Annotated in this window: 23 protein-coding genes and 1 tRNA gene; 4 read left to right on the forward strand and 20 right to left on the reverse strand. The window is 44.4% G+C overall.

Features of this window, described 5'->3' with window-relative positions; all coding sequences use genetic code 11:
• Positions 1-16: 16 nt before the first annotated feature.
• A complete protein-coding gene (locus KRP56_01440) occupies positions 17-640 on the forward strand; it encodes a GNAT family N-acetyltransferase (protein ID UAL07951.1) in 624 nt (207 codons plus the stop codon).
• Here KRP56_01440 and KRP56_01445 read toward each other — a convergent pair whose 3' ends face one another.
• From KRP56_01445 to KRP56_01490, 10 genes are all read right to left on the reverse strand, one after another.
• The gene (locus tag KRP56_01445) at positions 641-1102 is read right to left on the reverse strand and encodes a sugar O-acetyltransferase (GenBank protein ID UAL08417.1); all 462 of its coding nucleotides are present in this window, start codon (positions 1100-1102) and stop codon (positions 641-643) included. It lies immediately after the preceding gene.
• Between the two features lie 206 nt (positions 1103-1308).
• Complete coding sequence (locus KRP56_01450; protein UAL07952.1) at positions 1309-1827, reverse strand: hypothetical protein; 519 nt, start codon at positions 1825-1827, stop codon at positions 1309-1311.
• 835 nt (positions 1828-2662) lie between these two features.
• Positions 2663-2774, reverse strand: a tRNA-Tyr gene (locus KRP56_01455).
• A gap of 212 nt (positions 2775-2986) precedes the next feature.
• A complete protein-coding gene (locus tag KRP56_01460; protein UAL07953.1) occupies positions 2987-3730 on the reverse strand; it encodes a proteasome assembly chaperone family protein in 744 nt (247 codons plus the stop codon).
• The gene (locus KRP56_01465) at positions 3708-3896 is read right to left on the reverse strand and encodes an RNA-protein complex protein Nop10 (GenBank protein ID UAL07954.1); all 189 of its coding nucleotides are present in this window, start codon (positions 3894-3896) and stop codon (positions 3708-3710) included. The genes KRP56_01460 and KRP56_01465 overlap by 23 nt, the downstream gene beginning before the upstream one ends.
• A gap of 1 nt (position 3897) precedes the next feature.
• The gene (locus tag KRP56_01470; protein ID UAL07955.1) at positions 3898-4680 is read right to left on the reverse strand and encodes a translation initiation factor IF-2 subunit alpha; all 783 of its coding nucleotides are present in this window, start codon (positions 4678-4680) and stop codon (positions 3898-3900) included.
• The gene (locus tag KRP56_01475) at positions 4680-4847 is read right to left on the reverse strand and encodes a 30S ribosomal protein S27e (GenBank protein UAL07956.1); all 168 of its coding nucleotides are present in this window, start codon (positions 4845-4847) and stop codon (positions 4680-4682) included. Before KRP56_01475 ends, KRP56_01470 begins: the two co-directional genes overlap by 1 nt.
• Positions 4848-4852: 5 nt before the next feature.
• Positions 4853-5131, reverse strand: a complete 279-nt coding sequence (locus tag KRP56_01480; GenBank protein ID UAL07957.1) for a 50S ribosomal protein L44e — start codon at positions 5129-5131, stop codon at positions 4853-4855.
• A gap of 99 nt (positions 5132-5230) precedes the next feature.
• The gene (rpiA, locus tag KRP56_01485; GenBank protein ID UAL07958.1) at positions 5231-5923 is read right to left on the reverse strand and encodes a ribose-5-phosphate isomerase RpiA; all 693 of its coding nucleotides are present in this window, start codon (positions 5921-5923) and stop codon (positions 5231-5233) included.
• A complete protein-coding gene (locus KRP56_01490) occupies positions 5880-6611 on the reverse strand; it encodes a creatininase family protein (GenBank protein UAL07959.1) in 732 nt (243 codons plus the stop codon). The genes rpiA and KRP56_01490 overlap by 44 nt, the downstream gene beginning before the upstream one ends.
• A 59-nt stretch (positions 6612-6670) precedes the next feature.
• On the opposite strand from KRP56_01490, the gene KRP56_01495 reads away from it, so the two are divergent.
• Complete coding sequence (locus KRP56_01495) at positions 6671-7339, forward strand: diphthine--ammonia ligase (GenBank protein UAL07960.1); 669 nt, start codon at positions 6671-6673, stop codon at positions 7337-7339.
• On the opposite strand, the gene KRP56_01500 is transcribed toward KRP56_01495, so the two are convergent.
• The gene (locus tag KRP56_01500; protein UAL07961.1) at positions 7340-11068 is read right to left on the reverse strand and encodes an HRDC domain-containing protein; all 3729 of its coding nucleotides are present in this window, start codon (positions 11066-11068) and stop codon (positions 7340-7342) included.
• Between the two features lie 82 nt (positions 11069-11150).
• Here KRP56_01500 and KRP56_01505 point away from each other — a divergent pair, with 82 nt between their 5' ends.
• A complete protein-coding gene (locus tag KRP56_01505) occupies positions 11151-11537 on the forward strand; it encodes a thioesterase family protein (GenBank protein ID UAL07962.1) in 387 nt (128 codons plus the stop codon).
• Positions 11538-11546: 9 nt separating this feature from the next.
• Here the strand turns inward: KRP56_01505 and KRP56_01510 are convergent, their stop codons facing one another.
• Positions 11547-12806 (reverse strand): tripartite tricarboxylate transporter permease, encoded by a 1260-nt coding sequence (locus KRP56_01510; GenBank protein UAL07963.1) that lies wholly within the window; start codon positions 12804-12806, stop codon positions 11547-11549.
• A gap of 143 nt (positions 12807-12949) precedes the next feature.
• Here KRP56_01510 and KRP56_01515 point away from each other — a divergent pair, with 143 nt between their 5' ends.
• Positions 12950-14017 carry a tyrosine--tRNA ligase gene (locus tag KRP56_01515; GenBank protein UAL08418.1) on the forward strand — a complete coding sequence of 356 codons (1068 nt, stop codon included), beginning with the start codon at positions 12950-12952 and terminating at the stop codon, positions 14015-14017.
• 2 nt (positions 14018-14019) lie between these two features.
• Here KRP56_01515 and KRP56_01520 read toward each other — a convergent pair whose 3' ends face one another.
• From KRP56_01520 to KRP56_01555, 8 genes are all read right to left on the reverse strand, one after another.
• Entirely contained in the window at positions 14020-15012 is a 993-nt protein-coding gene (locus tag KRP56_01520) for a DHH family phosphoesterase (GenBank protein ID UAL07964.1), read from the reverse strand.
• Positions 15013-15135: 123 nt separating this feature from the next.
• Positions 15136-16485, reverse strand: coding sequence for an ABC transporter permease (locus KRP56_01525; protein ID UAL07965.1), 1350 nt, complete (start codon positions 16483-16485; stop codon positions 15136-15138).
• Positions 16482-17201 carry an ABC transporter ATP-binding protein gene (locus KRP56_01530; protein ID UAL07966.1) on the reverse strand — a complete coding sequence of 240 codons (720 nt, stop codon included), beginning with the start codon at positions 17199-17201 and terminating at the stop codon, positions 16482-16484. The genes KRP56_01525 and KRP56_01530 overlap by 4 nt, the downstream gene beginning before the upstream one ends.
• A gap of 109 nt (positions 17202-17310) precedes the next feature.
• Positions 17311-17670 (reverse strand): prefoldin subunit beta, encoded by a 360-nt coding sequence (locus KRP56_01535; GenBank protein ID UAL07967.1) that lies wholly within the window; start codon positions 17668-17670, stop codon positions 17311-17313.
• A gap of 5 nt (positions 17671-17675) precedes the next feature.
• Positions 17676-17906, reverse strand: coding sequence for a hypothetical protein (locus tag KRP56_01540; GenBank protein ID UAL07968.1), 231 nt, complete (start codon positions 17904-17906; stop codon positions 17676-17678).
• A 2-nt stretch (positions 17907-17908) separates the two neighbouring features.
• Positions 17909-18040 carry a DNA-directed RNA polymerase subunit P gene (locus KRP56_01545; protein ID UAL07969.1) on the reverse strand — a complete coding sequence of 44 codons (132 nt, stop codon included), beginning with the start codon at positions 18038-18040 and terminating at the stop codon, positions 17909-17911.
• Positions 18041-18058: 18 nt separating this feature from the next.
• Complete coding sequence (locus KRP56_01550) at positions 18059-18310, reverse strand: 50S ribosomal protein L37ae (GenBank protein ID UAL07970.1); 252 nt, start codon at positions 18308-18310, stop codon at positions 18059-18061.
• 5 nt (positions 18311-18315) lie between these two features.
• Positions 18316-19077 (reverse strand): exosome complex protein Rrp42, encoded by a 762-nt coding sequence (locus tag KRP56_01555; GenBank protein ID UAL08419.1) that lies wholly within the window; start codon positions 19075-19077, stop codon positions 18316-18318.
• Positions 19078-19079: the final 2 nt, after the last annotated feature.

A 19079-nucleotide genomic window follows, 5' to 3' on the forward strand; every position in this document is an offset into this window, starting at 1 on the left:
CGTTCGTGTTCTATCGATGGAACTGAGATTCAGGGAATTCAAAAAAAGCGATATACCGTCCATGGTGGAGATCGTGCGTCTTACTTGGGACCTCCACGAATATGAAGTCACTCCGGAGCAGGAGCGCCTCCTCGATGAATCGTATCTTATGAGTCTCATGGTCCGCAGTGTTTACATCCGTATAGCTGAGATCGACGGAGAGGTCGCAGGATACATCATGGGTGGCGTCAGGGGCGATCTCGTGGAGAAAGCATCCGAATATCAAAGGACGATGGATGCAGATATGAAAAAGATGGACGGATCGATCGAGACCCGGCTTCTAATGAAGGATATGCGGGCGATATACGAAGCGGATGAGGCCCTTTTGAGAATGTGCGACGGTTATGATTTTGATTGCGAATTGGTAATGTTCATAATACATCCAGAAAAGAAGGGAAAGGGAATAGGTCACAGACTTCTCGCAGATCTTCTCGATTATCTGCGTTCAAGAAAATGCAGAAGGATGTTCCTGTTCACAGATTGGTTCTGCGATGTGGAGGTCTACAGTCATATGGGATATGTGCAAAGGGCATCCATCGTGATCGAACAGGGTCGGGAAGGAAAGGAATACCCCTTTTACATTTTCAGCACGGACCTTTGATCATCTCTTTATCGATACAGCGGGATTACCTGCATATACGGAGTTTGTAGGCACGTCCTTGGTGACGACGGAGCCTGCGCCGATTATGGAACCATCACCTATCGTCACGCCCGGAACCACGGTCACACCTGCTCCGAACCATACATCGTTGCCAACGGTTATCGGTTTTCCTGCAACCCTCATGTCCCGGCGTTCGATAGGGTCCTTTGGATGAGTGGCTGTAACAAGTTGACATCCAGGGCCGATCATTGTATGGTCTCCTATTGAGATCGTCGCCGTGTCCAGGAAAGTGCATTTATAATTGACTAGCACTGATTTTCCTAATTTGATGTTGAATCCAAGGTCGCAATGGAACGGAGCAAGGATGATGGTATTTTCATCGACCTCATATCCGACGATCTTTGACAACAATTCCCTCATGCCATCTCTGTCTTTGAAGGATGTGTTGTATTCCATCAGCATCCTGCTGCATCTTTGGATACCTTTGAAATACTCTGGGAAGTCCTCGTCGTATACTCCAACCCATTCGTTATCCTTCAAACGGTCCCATACGGTCCTTGTCATGAACGTTCAATTAGATTTCTTGCTCATTAAGATTGCGAATGTTTCACTCTCGTGGTTCCATCTTCGACCAGTGAGCATTGGATAGTTGAACAATGTAGATATGTTTAGATCATTGGTAGTTTAACTCTTTCGCTCGCAAATGAGAAACCGATGTATAATGACAATATTGTGCTTAGTATACAGAATATCCCTCCCGCAAGGCATGTCCCGTCGTCTGCTGTACCAAATATGAATCTGCTTATCAGATTGAATGCTATGAAGACCAATAGCAGAGATACCAATAACGATCTATTATTGGATAGGAACATGACAGTTGCGAGAATGAGGTACCCCACAGCAAGTATGATCAGAGTTATGTCTCTGTTCGAGGTCAATGTTACTCCGGCGGCTATGAGGAATAGGAGTCCGTTGATCATGAAAAGTGCAGGAGTGGAGTCTTCTTTTTTGAGACAGAACATGAGGATACCTATGATTAACATAGCGGCTCCCCCGTAGACTCTGAAAGATTGTACAGTATTCACGGATATAGAAGAAGGTAATAGGCAAAAACTTGCTAAAGTGAGCATCAATATGCCGAGAATCAAATATCCCGCAGATGTAATGTAGTCCGAGTTTTCAGGCATGGAGGATAATATCTTAGTCTGGATATGAATTTGACGGTAGAATGCTTTTTGTTAATCGGGTAAGACGTAACATCGAGAGAACAAAAATAAAAGAAGAGAAAATTAAGACGTTTTACATGCTCGGGCAAAGGCCCAAATCATTTCTTCTTTGCGGGCTTTGCGGGCTCTGCTTTCTTTGCGGGCTCTGCCTTTTTCTCGTCTTTCTTGACAACTGCTACCATAAGTTTCACCTCTTTTAATAGTAATATTGTATCTGTTTAACGTCCGTATTAATACTTTTCTGGTACGTTATTTTAATATATTCAATTAGGTTTAAATCATGATCATATGATTTATATGTTTACTGATTTTTGATTAATTGAGAATTAAATTTTTTTTTCTCTGTTCATTGGATCGAATTAAGACGTTAAATGTGTTAAGCTTTATTTGTTTTAATTTGTTGAAATAGAACAATATTCTTTATCAAATCGGTGTAAAAAATCGTTATATTTTTTTGTTATAGTAAGTAAATCAAGATTTAATTCATTAATGATGTTACATATTATTGCTTCTTTTTAAACATAATTTTATTCTTTTTTGGATCTTATTGCATATAATCCAGATATTTTTATTTAATTTTATTCTCTCTTAAATAAATGTATGATCTAGTTTCTTTATTAATAAAGGATTTTAATAATATCGGTCTAATTGTTATAGCATGCCAGACTTTTTTTATTGATGTAATAAAATATCTATTTTTGCGTTTATATATTACATATTTCTGAGCAAAATCGTTAAAAAACAAGACAAAAAACAGTACCTAATGTCGTTAATATGTACAATTTGAAAATATAGGTGGTCCCCACTCCCTGATTTGAACAGGGGACCTGCTGATTTCAGCGGCTGTATCGGATCTCTCCGAGAACACTCTACAGTCAGCCGCTCTAGCCAGTCTGAGCTAAGTGGGGACGAGACATGATTATGGCAACTCTATTTAAAATTAATGGCTACTAGCTTGCATAGTCACTGATTCAAATCATCAGCATTCTGTTTTTTGTGTGTGTTTGATACAAATGTTGCTAATATAGTGTATATTAGTTAAGAACTTTATTTGAAATCGGCATTCTAAATGTAATCCAGACGGACGTTGTGTTAATAAAAAGACAGACCCTTAATCAGTTCAACCGATGTAATTAAGGTCCTCGTGCTTGATCTGCGCCTCGACCTCTTTCACCTTTGCCGTAAGGGCATTTATCTGTTCGGTCTTCTCTTGGAGGTCCTGAAGGTCGAACTCCACGTTCAGCATCTTCATAAGTATCTCTACAATGGCCTTGGCGGCCTTATGATCCACAAAGAATCCCGAGGTCTCACTCATCAAGCAGATCGAGTCTATGCTGTACATCTTTCCGAATCCTATGAGGAGTCCTGCAGCCCCGATGATGCCTGCCTGAGGATCGTTAGGTGAGAACACGACGCCGTATTCAGCGAACTCAGGTTTTATGTCGGCTTTGGATACTGCGCCCAATACACGGGGTTCGTCGACCATAGCGCCCGTACCGTATCCTCCCAGTGTGATGATCCTGGTGACCCCCATTTCCATTAGGATGTCCATAACGCTTTGTGCAAGATAGAATTGTCCTTCCGGCGTAGAGCCCTGATGGTCTCCTCTGAGGAATATGGTGTCCCTGCCGTTTATGTTGGAGTACCAAAGTTCGTTGCAAGCCATGCTGATGACGCATTGATCGTCCAATATGACCTGTGGCGGGAAATCTTCGGCGAATATGGTGGCAAATTTCTTTGCTTTGGTGGTATCAGCTATAAAATCACCTGCAACCTTCCCAACGTTGCCTATGCCGGGAAGTGCTTCGATAAAAAAAGGGTCTTTGAGTATAGGTTTGGAATCATATCTTATGATACTTGCCATTTTCCCCATACTCCTGTTTTATTGCTGTTCTCCTGTAGCTTCCATAATTATCATCTGGTGAGAATTTCATCGGCACCGGACAAATGGTTTCTGAAAGGCATACAGGACAAACAGACTTAAGGGTGTATCTCCCGCATTTGGTACATTTTTTGAGATTGGATCTCATATCACTTGCTCTCGCGTTTGAGAGCGGCCGTACCGCCTGTGGAGGTCAATGATTTGATTGCTTCGTTAGCGACCTTTTTCATGACGTCTTCTGCTTCTTTGTATTCGGTGGCTACGACAACCACTCTGTATCTGGGCGAACCCACACAGGTGATCTCCACGTTCATACCGTCCGCTGCAGCAAGTCCGGCCATGAGAGCTGTTTTGATATGCTCTACGCCATCAGGTGCAGCTGACGTCATTTCTAGGACACCGTCTATCTGTACGAACGGTGGGGTCACGTTCTCTTTCGCGACCTCTATGAAAATATCCAACCAGGTTCCGGTGAATTCTTCTTTGAATTCCTCGGGAGAAGCAACTACGTGCTCGAAAGCGCTGTAAAGCGTCTCGTAAGCTTCCAGCAATTCGTTCCCGAAAAGATCATAGGTGTCATCGATACTAATGGACATCCTCTCTGCGACGATCTCCATGAGCTTCTCAGCCTTCTTTTCATTCTTCCATTGCTGTATCTTTTCTCTCTTCTGGTGCTCGTTAACGGATTTTAAGGAAAGGTCGATATGACCTTTTTGTGAATCTACGCCCAGAACTTTACAGACGATCTTCTGACCTTCTCTGATGAAGTCTCTGATGTACTTTACCCAGCCAGTAGCAACATCCCTGACATGGACGAAACCTTCCTTTTCGTCGTACTCGTCCAGTGTAACGAAGGCACCGAAGTTCTTCACACTTTTAACAGTGCAAACGACCAGTTCTCCGTTCTCGGGAAAGCCTTTGGCTCTTGACATCAGCCGACAACCTCAGTCACTTCGCCTCTGATCTCGCCGACACCGCCTTTTGGTGTTACGAGTACAGAGTTGCAGACGTGGCAGGTAACTTTTGTTGCTGCTTTTCTGAAGACAATTTGTTCGTTCCCGCAATCGGGACATTTGACCTTGATGAAATCGTTAACCATGAAAATCACTCCGTGAGCTCGAATTTCTTCGCTCTTATACATGAGGTGAGATGTGCTTTCTTGCAGGTCTCGCATCTGTATCTTATGTTTACCCTCTTTGTGGGTTTCTCTCTTCCTTCTGGTTTAGGCCTGGGGAAACCTCCGTAACCAGCTGTTACGGCTCTGAATCTCCTCTGACCCCATTTGAGCTCGCTTGCCTTCTTCTTCTTGACCCTCTCCACACTGTGTGCGGTGTGGGTCTTGCAGTAAGGACAATATGTTTTGATCGTTCTGGGCATCTTCATATATATCACCTGAAGTATGAATCGTTGCTAATAATGAGGTTATATAAAAACTGTACTCTATTTTCCCTACCTTTTTATAGTGCGCGAATTAAGTACAAATCATCTTTCCATCTTGGTTATGCTGCCGTCGGGATGGGAGACCAATACGAACACGGCAGTGTTGAGGAACAATCCGTTCTCTACGACCCCTGGTATTACATCGATACGGGATTCGAGGAAGAACGGGCTTGGGATATCGTTGAACTTGCAGTCGTACACATAGTTCCCTCCATCTGTTTTGAAGATCTTCCCGTCCTTCATTCTGAGAACAGGTTTGCATCCTTGTTTTTCCAGAGCATAAGCGGTACGGTTATGTCCATAAGGGATCACTTCTACAGGAAGTGAGCATTTGCTTCCAAGTTTCTCAACAAGTTTGGATTCATCGACGATGATCACTTCGGTCACGGTAGCGGCCGCGACTATCTTTTCTCTGAGCAGGGCGCCGCCCAACCCTTTGATGAGTTGCAGATTCGGGTCGACCTCATCCGCTCCATCGATGGTCACATCCACATGGTCCACGTCGCATAGGGGCACGATATTTATTCCGCATTCTTTGGCGAGCTCCTCGGTCTGGTGTGAGGTTGCCACACATGTAAGCTTGTATCCTTTTGCGACCAGTTCCCCCACTCTTTTTATTGCATAATATGCTGTGGAACCAGTTCCTAGACCGACGATCATACCATCTTTGACATAGTCATTTACGGCTTTTTCAGCAACGATTTTCTTGAGGTTCGCGGTTTCGGCAGAAGTCATTTTGGATCATCCCGATTACTGTTTCTATGATATAATCGTTTATCATTTTTCCAAACTCGGGCGATGCTCTGGAAACATCTCCTTGGTAACCTTGGGGGAAGCATTTGCTGCCGTCTTTGAGTATCAGGTATGTCTGTTCGAATTGTCCTGTAGGTATCTTAGTGTTTTTTACCAGATCAGGACGGATGGCCATCAATCTCGAAGTTTCTATGCATCCAGCATGCCCGTCATGTTTCAGATATGTAGCTATATCGAATCCTTCGGAAATGTACCAGTCCGAAAAGAATATCACTTGTACGTTCGTCTCTTTGACAGCTTTTTTGCATCCTTCTGATATTGCTGCTAGATGTCCGCTTCCAGCATGTCCGGCGATTATCATTATCTTATTGATGCCTTGTTCGTGCAGGGATATCACAAGGTCGTATGCAATGGATCTGACGGTGTCGAATGATACACATAATGTTCCAGGCATGTTTTTTGTACTTGAATGCAAAGCATAGTTCACTGTTGGTGCGATAAGGACATTCTCCAGTCTATTGGCGATCTTGTCAGCGATGAATATCGGCTGTATAGAATCCGCACTCAAGGGGAGATGCGGCCCATGTGCCTCACATGCTCCCCAAGGAATAATGACGACCGGATCGTTTTTGATAGTTTCTTTGAAGTCATCCCTTGTCATCTCTTCCATACGCATATTGGGTGTCACCGTTGTAAAAGGTTAAATTATTATTGTGCACTCATAGCAGTATGCGTTTGGCAGCTCTGTATTCAGGAGGAAAGGACTCAACGTTCTCCATGTATCTTGCAAAGCAGATGGGACATGATATCCCATACATCGTGAATATAATTCCAGACGATGAGGCATCCTGGATATTTCACACTCCGAATCTGAATGTGGTACCATTGATGGCAGAATCTATGGAAGTGGAGCTTGTAACAGCAAGAAGTACTGGTACGGAGCAAGGCGACATGGAAGGATTAAGGAATGCGTTGGAAGGATTGGACATCGAAGGTGTCGTGACCGGTGCAGTATGGTCAGATTATCAATGGGACCGTATGAACATGGTGTGTGGGGATCTCGGATTAAAGGTCATCACACCGCTCTGGAGAAAGGACCAGGAAATGATACTTCGCGAAATGATCGATTCCGGTATCAAAGCGATAATTGTAGGTTGCTATGCTGAAGGTCTGGATGAATCTTGGTTAGGCCGTTTGATAAATTCTGAGGCAGTAGAGGAATTGAAAAAGATACGTGAGAAGTACGGCATAAGCGTGATCGGTGAGGGTGGGGAGTATGAATCCCTGACCCTCGATTCTCCGATGCACAAGTTCCCTCTTGAGATAGTTTCTTCTGAAGTGGAATGGAAAAAGAACAATGGCACCCTTCGTGTGAAGAATGCCAGGTTGGTCAATTGATCAAGCTTTGTGTTCTATCGCCCTGACTATCTTGTTGATCTCTTCTTCTGAGTTCTTCCACATTCCAGGGGTCCAGACCCTGTGTATGTGCCATCCTCTGGATTCAAGATATTTCTGTCTGTGATAGTCCCTTTCCCTTGTTGTGGTGGACATCTCATAGATGTGGCTGTCGCATTCCACGCCCAATATGAATTTGCCATCCTGTTTTATCGCAAGGTCTATCTGGTATCCTCCGATACCAATGTTCCTTTCGACCGTGTAGCCTTTCCTGACAAGAGTGTTATATATGCGGTCCAGGACCGTCGAGTCATCGTGTATTATCTTATCTGATTCCCATCTTTCGTTGCCAAAAGAGTTGAGTATGCTTATTGCGAGGTCCTTTTGTCCGTTGTTGACCGCCCAGGCATACTGTAGGTATTTCTTCAGTATCTTCGGGCCATCATTCTTGGAGTCATCTATCTGAAGTTCTTCAGGGTCGAAGGAAGTGACGATGTGTATCTTTTTCTTTGCACGGCTTATCGCAACGTTGAGACGGTTTTCTCCTCCGCGGTTGTTCAACCAACCGAATCTCTGCATAAGTTTTCCATCCTTGTTCTTTGCATATCCTATGGAGAACATTATGACATCTCTTTCATCGCCTTGGACGCTTTCGATGTTCTTTATGAACAGGCCCACATCTTCTCCGTTGTCGAAACGGCGAGCCTCATCGTTAACGGTCTTCCCGAATACCTGGTCTTTGGATGATTCCTCATCGATAAGGTCATTGATGAGGTCCCTTTGAGAAACGTTGAAGGTTATTATCCCTATGGTCTCGTTCTCTTTTCTGGTCATGAAAAAGTCCTTGAGTAGTTCCAGGACCTTTTGGGCCTCGGCCATATTGGCCTTGTTCTCCCATACGCCATTGACCTTATGGGCCTCTATCGGGGGCTTTTCAGGCTGGACCACATTAGGTGAAACGTATAGCTTACCGCCGTAGAATGCATAATTGGAGAACGCAATGAGTTCTTCGTATTTCGATCTATAATGGAAATTCAGGAGTATGTTGTCGTAACGGGACCTTGCAAGGTCGAGCAAGGACTCTTCTTCAAGTGCCGCGGAGACCTCATCGTCCTCACTGTTATCGTCATCGCTTTCGAAATCGATACGCCCAGTACCGAGATTCGAGGGACGAAGCTGTTTGTTGTCCCCGGCAATGACGACCTTCTTTGCCCTGTATATGGAAGGTATTCCCTTTTCCACGTACATCTGGGAGGCTTCGTCGAATATCAGAAGGTCGAACACGCCCATCTCCAGCGGTATTATTTCCGATACCACTTCAGGTGTCAGCAGCCAGACCTTCACTCCTTTGAAAAGTTCGTATCCGTAGCGATTTATGAATTTGTTGAGGGACCATTTGCGTTTGTTCTCTATAATTCTGTTAATGTCTCCGCGTCTCTTGGATTCAGTTATGTATCTGAGGTTCTCTTGGAGCACTTCTTCTACCTTGTCACGGGTCAAGATCTTCTTCTGTTCGATCTTTCTATCGATATTCGCAATTATGCTATCGAAATCTTGAATCTCTTGAAGTATCATCTTGTTCGCGGCATCGAATTCCTGAAGATGGGTATTTAAGATGTATTTGTACATCTGGTCGTTGCTTTCTTCGAAGGAGACCTTCATCTCTTTAGACATAGCGAGGAGATTGTGTCCGTAGATGCGTTCGTCCTCGTTCAATTTATTGTATACTGTCGCCCTTGCAGAGTACAGGTCATAATCATTCAACCTGTCGATGATGCTCTTGGGATCATTCATGAACGTATTGATGGTCTGTTCATTGTAATTTACAAAGTATTTGTCCAGCATGAGTGTGGTCTCACGGTTGACCTTTCCCTTCGAGAAAAGTCTTGACATGAAACCTTTACTGTTGAGATCTTTGATCTGGCCTTCAAGATCCAATAGGTCGGCCTTCATCTCTCCGACATTGTATTCAGAAAGATTGGGTTTCATCAATGTAAGCCATGGCGTCTTATCGATGCAATCACAGTACTCTTTGAAGTTGGTCATCAGAGTAGGGTCATGATATTCTCTGGTCAGTTCTTTCACGACCGGATATTTCAAGCCCAAAATCTTTGAAGATACGTTGTTCTTGATCGTCCTGTATTCGTCCAATTGTCTTTTGTCCGTCAGGTCGAGCCACTTATCCATGGAGTATAATTTGTAAGGCGCTATTCCGAATTCACACGGAGTGTATATTGCATTGGCGATGTTGGAAAGCATATCGACATCTTGGTCGATGCTTTCGGATAGTTCTTTGAGATCCGTTCCCGATTTGCAATTCTTAGTCTCCAACATATGGCCCAATTGCATATAGAAATCTTCTTTGTCACACACATCATCGATCATCAGACAATATTTGGAGAGATTGCCCAGTCTTGAATAGACAACATCCAATGCCGTCTTCTTTTCAGAAACCATCAGGACCGTTTTTCCTTCTGTGATCGCAGAGGTTATCAGTCCTGTGATGACCTGTGATTTTCCTGTACCTGGAGGGCCTTGTACGACCAATCTGTCATCTTTGTTTATGGCCGTCAGTACATTCTCTTGTGCACTGTTCAGGGAGTTTATGTAAGTGATATTGACCTCTGAGGTTTCCATCCCCCTGCTCTTTATGTCCTCCGCTGACAACGGGTGGGGTAGCTCAGATAGATAGTCGCTTAGGTTAAGGTCTGCAACAAGGTCGCATAAGATCTCATTGATCTCGCCTTTGGAAATGAGGTCATCAAAATCCTTTTGGATGCTGTTGGAATATGTGGGATATTTTCCAAGTACCATATTCTGGACCATATGGATCTCGCCAGGACCGTATTTCGGGAATTCTCCAGTCTTGTACTCGACGAATTCGGTGGGTAGGCCGTATACGCAGTTGATAGGTATCTTCTGATCCGCATAGAATTGGATAAGATTGGAAATGAATGATTCTGCCGTGTAGTCATCGATAACGTTATTTGGAAGAGGGCGGTTCTTTCCACTGAATTTGACGAAAGCGGTTACTAGTGAGTTGTTGTATACTGGGTCTCTTGACGAATCAAAGGAGAGGGATATGGACCTGGCATCTTTTTCCAATATTACAGGAAATAGTGCAAGCGGGCAACGTATGTCGAATTCGTCTCCAGGTAGTTTTCCTTCTGCGAAGGGATATGCAATATAGAGGTCGTATTGTCCTCTTTCCCTTTGGTCCCTGTTGACCTCCCTTATGATCTCGTTTAGGTCCTTGTATATCTGGGCGTCCTCTTTTCCTCTGGCGGTGTCACATAGTTTGAGTACACGTTTTTTTCCGAACAAAAGTCCCATGTAATCTTGGTTTTGAATCTTTATGAGGTCGAATGATAGCTTTTTGGTCGTCTTCGGTTGGAAAAGAAGACGATTCGCCCTACTGATGTTTATCAGTTTCTTCTGAAGATCTCTTAAGGTCTGGACAACATCCTTGTCCATACAGCTTCCTTTGGCTGCAGTTATAGCATATTTTTTTGTGATGCTTAGGAATTCATCACCGTAGATTTCAACGAATTTTGGACCTATGCCGACAATAGCCTGAAAATCTTCGAGTTTTGTGGGTATGCGTAAAGCCATCTCATTTAACGCATCGTCATCACAGATGGGGGGTTCTCTACCATTAGAGTAGGTATTTTCTCTGCGAAGGCGATCCCTCAAATCGCAAAGCTCAGAATAAAGATCATTATCTAGTCCCATCGTTTCCACCAATGTACTACATTCGATTTAATCTTGCGTACATGCACGATACGCTTATAGGTCTGAAGAGCATCGTTTTTCCATGGTGTCGACGGGTATCGTAAATCAAAGAAGTTCAATGGTGACCGAAGAAAACACCGCGAAAGCATGTGGAAGTGGAACTTTACAAGTATATGCCACTCCAGCAATGATCTTATTGATCGAGGAAACAGCTGCCGATAGTGTAGTGAATGAATTACAAGAGGGAGAGACCACTGTTGGTACATTATTGGACGTAAAGCACACATCCGCATCACCTATTGGGATGGCCATAAACTGTAGGACAGAACTGATCGAGATAGACAGATCGAGACTCAGATTCAAGGTGGACGTATTCGATTCCAAAGGAGAGATAGGTACTGGCTTTCATGAGAGATTCATTGTCAGGTCAGACAAGTTCATGATGAGGACACAGTCAAAATTAGAATGAATATTTTCATTAACCCAACAGTGATAGTAATGCATCTGACATTCCCGTCTCAGATATCAGAACTGGCAATATGAGACATCCTGTGAGCGGGATCCTTCCTGTTCCTGTGATTATTGGTATGAAGCCTACTATTGTGGCGATAAAAAGGAATGCAAGTCCGAAAGGGCCGGTCAGCAAAAATACAAGAACTACCATCAGAACAATAATGAATTTGTTAAGTACCAGCAGATCGAATCTGTTCGCAATTCTGCTCATGATCTTGCCCGATTCTATTGTGATCCAATATCCCATAACGGTTGCTACAGCGGTGCTCAACAGTAAAAGCAGGAATGCTTCTGAACAGAATCCGAATATGCTGTCACCGATGATCTCTTTTATTACCAATACTGTTCCAGACCTTCCGCTTCCCGATACAGAAAGTGTCACAATAGAGAAAATTGCAGTTACCGTTCCTATCGAGGCCACCATCGATATGAATTTGGCCGGGTCATTTTCAGGGGTCACCGTGGATGCAAGTGATGCCCCTGCTGTGGAGGTAATGCCAGGATACCATCCGGCGACACATCCCATCAATACGCCCTTTATACCAGGTAGTGGTCCGACCGGATCTGTCAATGTGTCCCTTTGAATAGGCATCCTCGCGGTCCTTGTAGACATAAGAAGGGCAGGTATACCGAACAATCCTGACAGGAGGGGGAACAGCAGGGTGCCCTCACCAAGTATTCCAGAACAGGGAAAATTTCCATACATGCATTGAAATCCAAGGCACCCCGATACGATAATTAGAATGACGGCCCACAGTTTGTGCTCTTTTTCATTTATGATCATGACCGCTAGTGCCAGCATTAGTACGGAGAAGGTTATTGTATCAAGATCATCCGCAAGTCCATTCAGCATGAGATATTGAATTGGTATGGAAAGGAGCAATGCAAAACCTGCACCGATCGCGCTTCCTATTGCAGCCGATCTTACCGCTGCCATACCCTGCCCGGCCATTAGAAGTCTGTGTCCCGGAAGAATACTCAATGTCTCATCTGGGTCTGGAGCACCTGTGAATATAGAAGGAACAAAATCCACGAACGAATGTACCACTGATGCGGACATGATGAATGCAGAGACAAGTATCGGTACCCAGGAAGGATCGGCAAAACCAGAGATGACGGTCGAGATCGAGGGATATGCGATGAGCATCACCGATGCAAGTGTGTTGACATGTATTCCAGGCACGAGTCCGGTGAACGTTCCTGCTAGAGATCCCAGAACGCTCATGATCACGATTAGAATTATTATTCCTGGGTCCACATATCACGAGTCTTTTTTGTCACTTAATAGGCGGGCGTTTACAGTTATGTTACCTGTGCATAAATCTGTACCCTTTTTATAAAATGGCATCCATAACGACATCGATCAGTATGGATATGGATCAGAGGATAAACCTTGTAATCAGGAATTCGGAAGAACTTGTGAACGAAGAGGAATTAAGGACTCTTTTTGCGACCAAGGAATATCCTACAGCCTATATAGGGTTCGAGCCGTCTGGTCTTGTTCATCTGGGGTGGGTCATGGTCACACAGAAGATCAAGGACCTATGTGATGCTGGTTTCAGAGTGATAATTTTCTGGGCAGATTGGCACGCTTACATAAACGATAAACTTGCGGGGAACTTAGAGAACATAAGACAATGTGCCAGGTACATGGAGGATTGTTTCATCGCCCTCGGAGTGCCAAGAGATAAGGTCGAATTCAAATACGCCAGCGACATAATCAGCGATCCTAAGTACTGGGAGTACGTCATAAAGATAGGAAAGGCAAATTCTATGGCCAGGATAAAGAGGGCCATGACGATAATGGGTCGTTCTGAGGATGAAGCGGAAGTCGATTCTTCAAAGGTCCTGTACCCATTGATGCAGACTGCGGACATCTTCTACCTGAATGTGGACATGGCATATGCAGGAATGGACCAAAGAAGGATACACATGCTTGCCAGGGATGTTGCTGAAAAGGTAGGTTGGACGAAGCCTTTGGCGCTTCACACACCGCTCTTGCCTGGATTGGACGGCGGTAACAGGATGGATCCCGCTGCTGCAAAGATGTCGAAGAGCAAGCCTAATTCCAATATCACCATACACGATGACGATGAGTTCATAAAGGTAAAAATGAAAAAGGCCTTCTGCCCTCCGGAAAAGGAGAAAGAAGACGAGAATCCTGTTCTTCTCTTGTGTAAATACATCATTTTCCCACGTTTGGGGAAGATGGATATCACGCGTCCCGAGAAGTTCGGAGGCAACCTGTCATTTTCCAATTATGGTGAGTTATCAGAAGCATACTATTCTGGTAAATTATTCCCTCTTGATCTCAAGAATGGTGCCGCAGAGAATCTTGGGAAGATACTCACACCGGTTCGTGAGTATTTCACAGTGCATTCCGAGAATTACGAGTCTATGAAGATCATATTCGAGGGTCAGACCAAACTTCGTTAAATTCATTCAATGCCAGTATTGTCTGTTGACATACTGGCCTTTATCTTTCTGAATTCATCCATGGTTTTCATCAAACACATGTGAAGCATTGCGTCTGCATCTCCTGTTCCTGATAGTCCTGCAGCTCCTCCGTGACCTCCTCCATCCGTATCGGTCTCTATGCTTAGGTCACCGAGTATGTTCCCCAGATGTATGCCTCTGCGGACCATTTCCTGTGTCGCCCTCGCACTCAAACGGAATTCAGTATCTCTCTGGGAGCATACGAATGCGATATCTGCTCCGGCGGAGATTATTGCTCTGCATGCGGAAGCCTCAAAGCTACTTCCGATAGAAATAGCCACGATCATATCGCCTATACGGTCGAATTTACTGCGTTCTATGGTCTTCATAACGGCGATCCTTTCTGACATGGTCATAGTTGAACGTGTGAGATTCATTGCCTCGTCCATGGCAGTGTCGGACCTTTCAAGAAGTTCTGCGAAGGCATGAAGTAGTTTAGGATCTGCAAATTGAAAATGTCCGCTATCTGTTAGCATTCCGCCGAGGAGTGCCAGTGTGACGTTCTTGTTGATCTCTATGTTCTCATTTTCTAAAAGGTCCTTGATCAATTCGCAACACGAGACCTTTGAATTATCACAATAGAAATGCATGTCCTTCCATTTTCCGGTCGGCATGTGGTGATCAATGATCACACTGCCGGGAGGGACCTCGACCGATCCAGGTTTGAATTGTTCCGGAGAGGATGTATCAACGACGACAACTAATTCATAGTCTTCAAGATTACATTCATCCAATATTTTCATTTCTAATTTTTCTGCTACCATTTTGGCAACACGGTCAACTCCTCCGGGAGCATAAACATCTGCAGGTGGAAAGCATCTCGATACAGCATATGCTGACCCAATAGCATCCATATCGGCATTACCATGGACCAGTACGATCTTTTTCACGTTTCTCAGTTTCTCTGCGGCGGAGGCTAATGTTTGACTGTCCATTTCAATCACATTTGATGATATATAGAATGTAAAATTGACGGGGCTGGTGTTGTTCACCAACCCCAATCAGTGGTTTATGCGTTTACAGGGGTCCTGATGACGATTTTAATATTTATATCGTGGTTATGCTTTATTTTTTCCTTTTTTAGCAAATATACGGTTCAGTGTCCTCATGAATTTGGTCTGACTGAGTCCTGTCAACAGAATGTCTGATTTATAGAGGCGGACCGTCAGATATATCATTGCAAGCGAGAAGATCAGCAGATAGACTATTCCCGCTAATACAAGCCATATGTCTCCAAACATTAGATTGGTCATGGCCATCATCGGATGTGTGAACGGTATTAGGAACATGACTGCCTGCCCCACTACAGGGAGGGAGTTCCAACCGATGAACATCGTGATGAACATGGGGATCATGGCCAATACGCTGATCGGCAGTGTCATTGTCTGTGCTGCCTTGTAATTCTTGACAAAGGCGCCCAGGATCATACACATTCCGAGTGCGCACATTATCGTAAGGAATACCATTACGCCCAACAACAACCAATCAAGGGTATCGAGATAAAGACCGTAATCAGCGAGATTCACTCCTCCTACTGTCGATGTGACGCCAGTCATATAGAAATTCATCCCCACCATGTAGGCAAGTCCGAATATCAGTCCGACGATCGCGGAAGCTATCAATTTTCCAGATACGATAGTGGTCCTTTTGACAGGTAATGTTAGCAATGTCTCCAAGGTCTTATTCTCCTTTTCATTACCCATGGAAGATATGACAATACTCCCTATCATCACTATTATGATCATTATTATAAGGGGGACCATAAGGGTTTGGCTCATGAGGGATGTGGAGATCTCATATGGTGTTATGCCTTCATAGACCACACCATCGATCTCTGTGAAGTCCTGAGAGTAATCTATTGGGTTCTGTAAGAATTTAGCATCAGCTTCACTAAAACCGCCTTGTTCCAACAGAAGGAGTGATAAATCGTTATTAGCATATGATAATATGAGGTCATTGACCTCAGATGAGGTGGATGAGAATAATCCGCCGTTAGAATACAGATAGTATTTTTCAATTATACCATACACTCCCGAGGATATATTTTCAGAATAGTCCGGGGCAATTGCTATTGCTGAACTCAATCCTTTTTCAGCCATCTCTTTGACGATGGCATCACTGTCACCGTATTCGCTTTCTAAGATTATGACGTAGTTGTCTATATCTTCTTTAGAGACCCCGTTGTTCAGATAGCACTGTTTGATGTATTCTATGGTGTAGTCACTATATTCTCCATCGTCGCCATCGACTACGCCCACAGGGGAAAGCTTGGATGCGTTCTCGGTCTCTCCGCTTATTATGATCCCGATGGAGCACATCATGATCATTACAACGACTATTGAGATGATGGAACTGGGAGTAAGAAGTTCCCTCAGTTCTTTTTTTGTGATATTGAGAAGATGGTTCATTGTGTCACCGCCTTCACGAAGACCTCTTCTAAGTTATTGGCGTTATATTTGTCTTTGAGTTCTTGAGGTGTACCGATCAAGACCAATTTGCCTTCGTTGATCATCGCCACACGATGACATAGTATCTCCACCTCGAACATATTATGAGATGATATCAGCACTGTTACTCCGCTTTTTGATATCTTTTTTATTATCTCTCTTATCTCGAATGCGTTTACAACATCGAGACCAGATGTGACCTCATCCATAACAGCGAATTTTGGAGATGGCATGATGGCCCTTGCGATAAGTAATCTGCGCATCATTCCTTTGCTATAGGTATCCACTTTAGAATCGATCCTTTCACCAAGGTCAGCGATCTCTATTCCTCTTTTGACCATTGTTTCGAATTCTTTGCCGTCAGAAAAGAATCCAGCCATGAATTTCAGATATGCGCGTCCGGTAAGGTCCTTGTATGCCCCCGCATCCTCTGGAAGGTAGCTGATTATTTTTCTGACATCATCAGATTGTTCTTTGACATCATAACCGCAGACCTCGATCTTTCCAGAGGTTATCTGCAATAGAGTGCATATCATGCGCAACGTGGTTGTCTTTCCTGCACCGTTGGGCCCTATAAGCCCAAATATCTCTCCTTCTTCGACTGAAAAACTGATGCCTTTTACGGCTTCTCTGTCTCCGTATACTTTACGTACGTTCTCGATCGTTAGCGCATTCATCGGTTTGCCTTCTGAATTATGTACGGCGGTATACTGTGGATTGTTATAATTATAATGACTGAAAAATGGAAATATGTTTTCGGGCCGTATGGCCCTTTAAAGTTTTAGATCATTCCTCATCGGCAGCTGGCTGTTGACCAAGGGCTGCGTTGATCACGCTTTGGAGCGATTCGAATCTCTCACGGAGGCTTTTTTCCTGGCGTTCTAGACCTTTGATCCTGATATCCATAGTTTCTATGGAGTCATCGATCTCGGTCTTTAGAGTATCCTTGTCGTCGATCTTGATGAGCAGAGAACCAACATTCTTGAAGACATCTCCGTTCGCTTTTCCAAGTTCTTCAGAGGTCCTTATCATTTCTTTCTTTTGGGCCTCCATTTGGAGCTTTTGGGTCGAAACGGCCTGAAGTTGCTGTTGAGTCTGTTGGTATTGGGTGATCTGGTTCTGCAATTGTGGGCTGATACCGTTCATGTTATTCACCTGGTTATCTTTTCGATGTCCTCTGTAATCCTGATGCATTCGAGATACGAGTTCAGTGCCGCTCTCATTGCCGAGGTGTCTGTTGCGGATATCTCCACAATTGCTTCGTCGGCATTCCCGTGAACGTTTATGCGTGTACGGGGCAGTTCGCGTCCGGCCTCGGGTCTTAATGATGAGGTGATAGTCTCCGCTTTCGCGGAGACTATTCTCAAGGTGGCATCTAACATGTTTAGTCAGATTTCAGGACCTTCTTCACGTTGGGTCTCTCTTTGAAGAAGATCTTGGAACCGCATTTCTCACACTGGAGTCCCAGGGAGTTTACGTTCCTTATAGGTTCGTTGCATTTGGCGCATCTGTACATTGGATATCACCGAACGGTTCACTTTTCAGAGACCTGAGAGATCTCTTTTTTCGTTTTGGGGCTGTAGGCTCCTGCGGCGAATTTGGTCTCGCAGTGCCTGCATTGCCAGATACCGGAGCTGACCCTGTGGACAGACATATGGTGGCATACCGGGCATTCATGTTTCTGTTTCTGGTGTGCTTCTATTGTCTTTATCCTGTTGCGGACGACGACACCGTATCTTGCACCGAACCTTCCTGAGGTTCCTGCTTTTGCTGTTCTTTTTGACATTTTTTTCACCCAATGATTTTTCTTATCTCTTTACCCTTCTCAACGGCTCTGTCAAGGCAGAGGGACAGCTCGTCACGTGTGATCGATCCTTTTCCGCCTTTCTGCATGGCCCTGAAATTGCCTTTATCGTCGGTGGTGACGGTAAGGCGGGCTGTGGAGATTGCTTCTTCGTCGAAATTGGGGTCTACTATTAATTCGTTTCCTATTTTAGCCTCGGTGATCGAGACAGGCGTGCAAGTAATTGGCAGTGCAGTATCATCTCCGAATCCGTATTGACTCATCGGGATGATGGCTGTTTTAAGTGCACAGACGGCTGCAAGGTTGGCTGCATCGAACAGGTTGCCATCATGGTCGAGGGCGTACATATCGATGAATACCATCCAGACCTTCTCGCCTGGTACGATGCAAAGTTTTTCTACATCTACCATGCCAGACTCACGGATACCACGGTCAACGACACGTGCAAGTTCGATAGCGTCCTCACCAGGAGGACCAGATTCAAAGGATGCGTGTGCCATCGGTATAAGTTCTGCACCTGTTGTGAGAACACCCATGTTAGGTGTGTCGGGGAAGGGAGTTCCAGGTATTATCTTGATTCCAGCAATGATCTCGGTTTTTCCTACCTTGACTCTCGCGGAACCGTCAGCGCTTTCAATGCAGTTCGTGATGACGCTGATCTCTCTGAAGTCATCCACTTTGCGTCCATCTTCTCTTTTTCCGTTCTTCAGAAGGTTCAAGATATGGTCACGTTTTATCTCTGCGATGATCT

Source organism: Candidatus Methanogranum gryphiswaldense (assembly GCA_019262145.1).
Lineage (GTDB): Archaea > Thermoplasmatota > Thermoplasmata > Methanomassiliicoccales > Methanomethylophilaceae > Methanogranum > Methanogranum gryphiswaldense.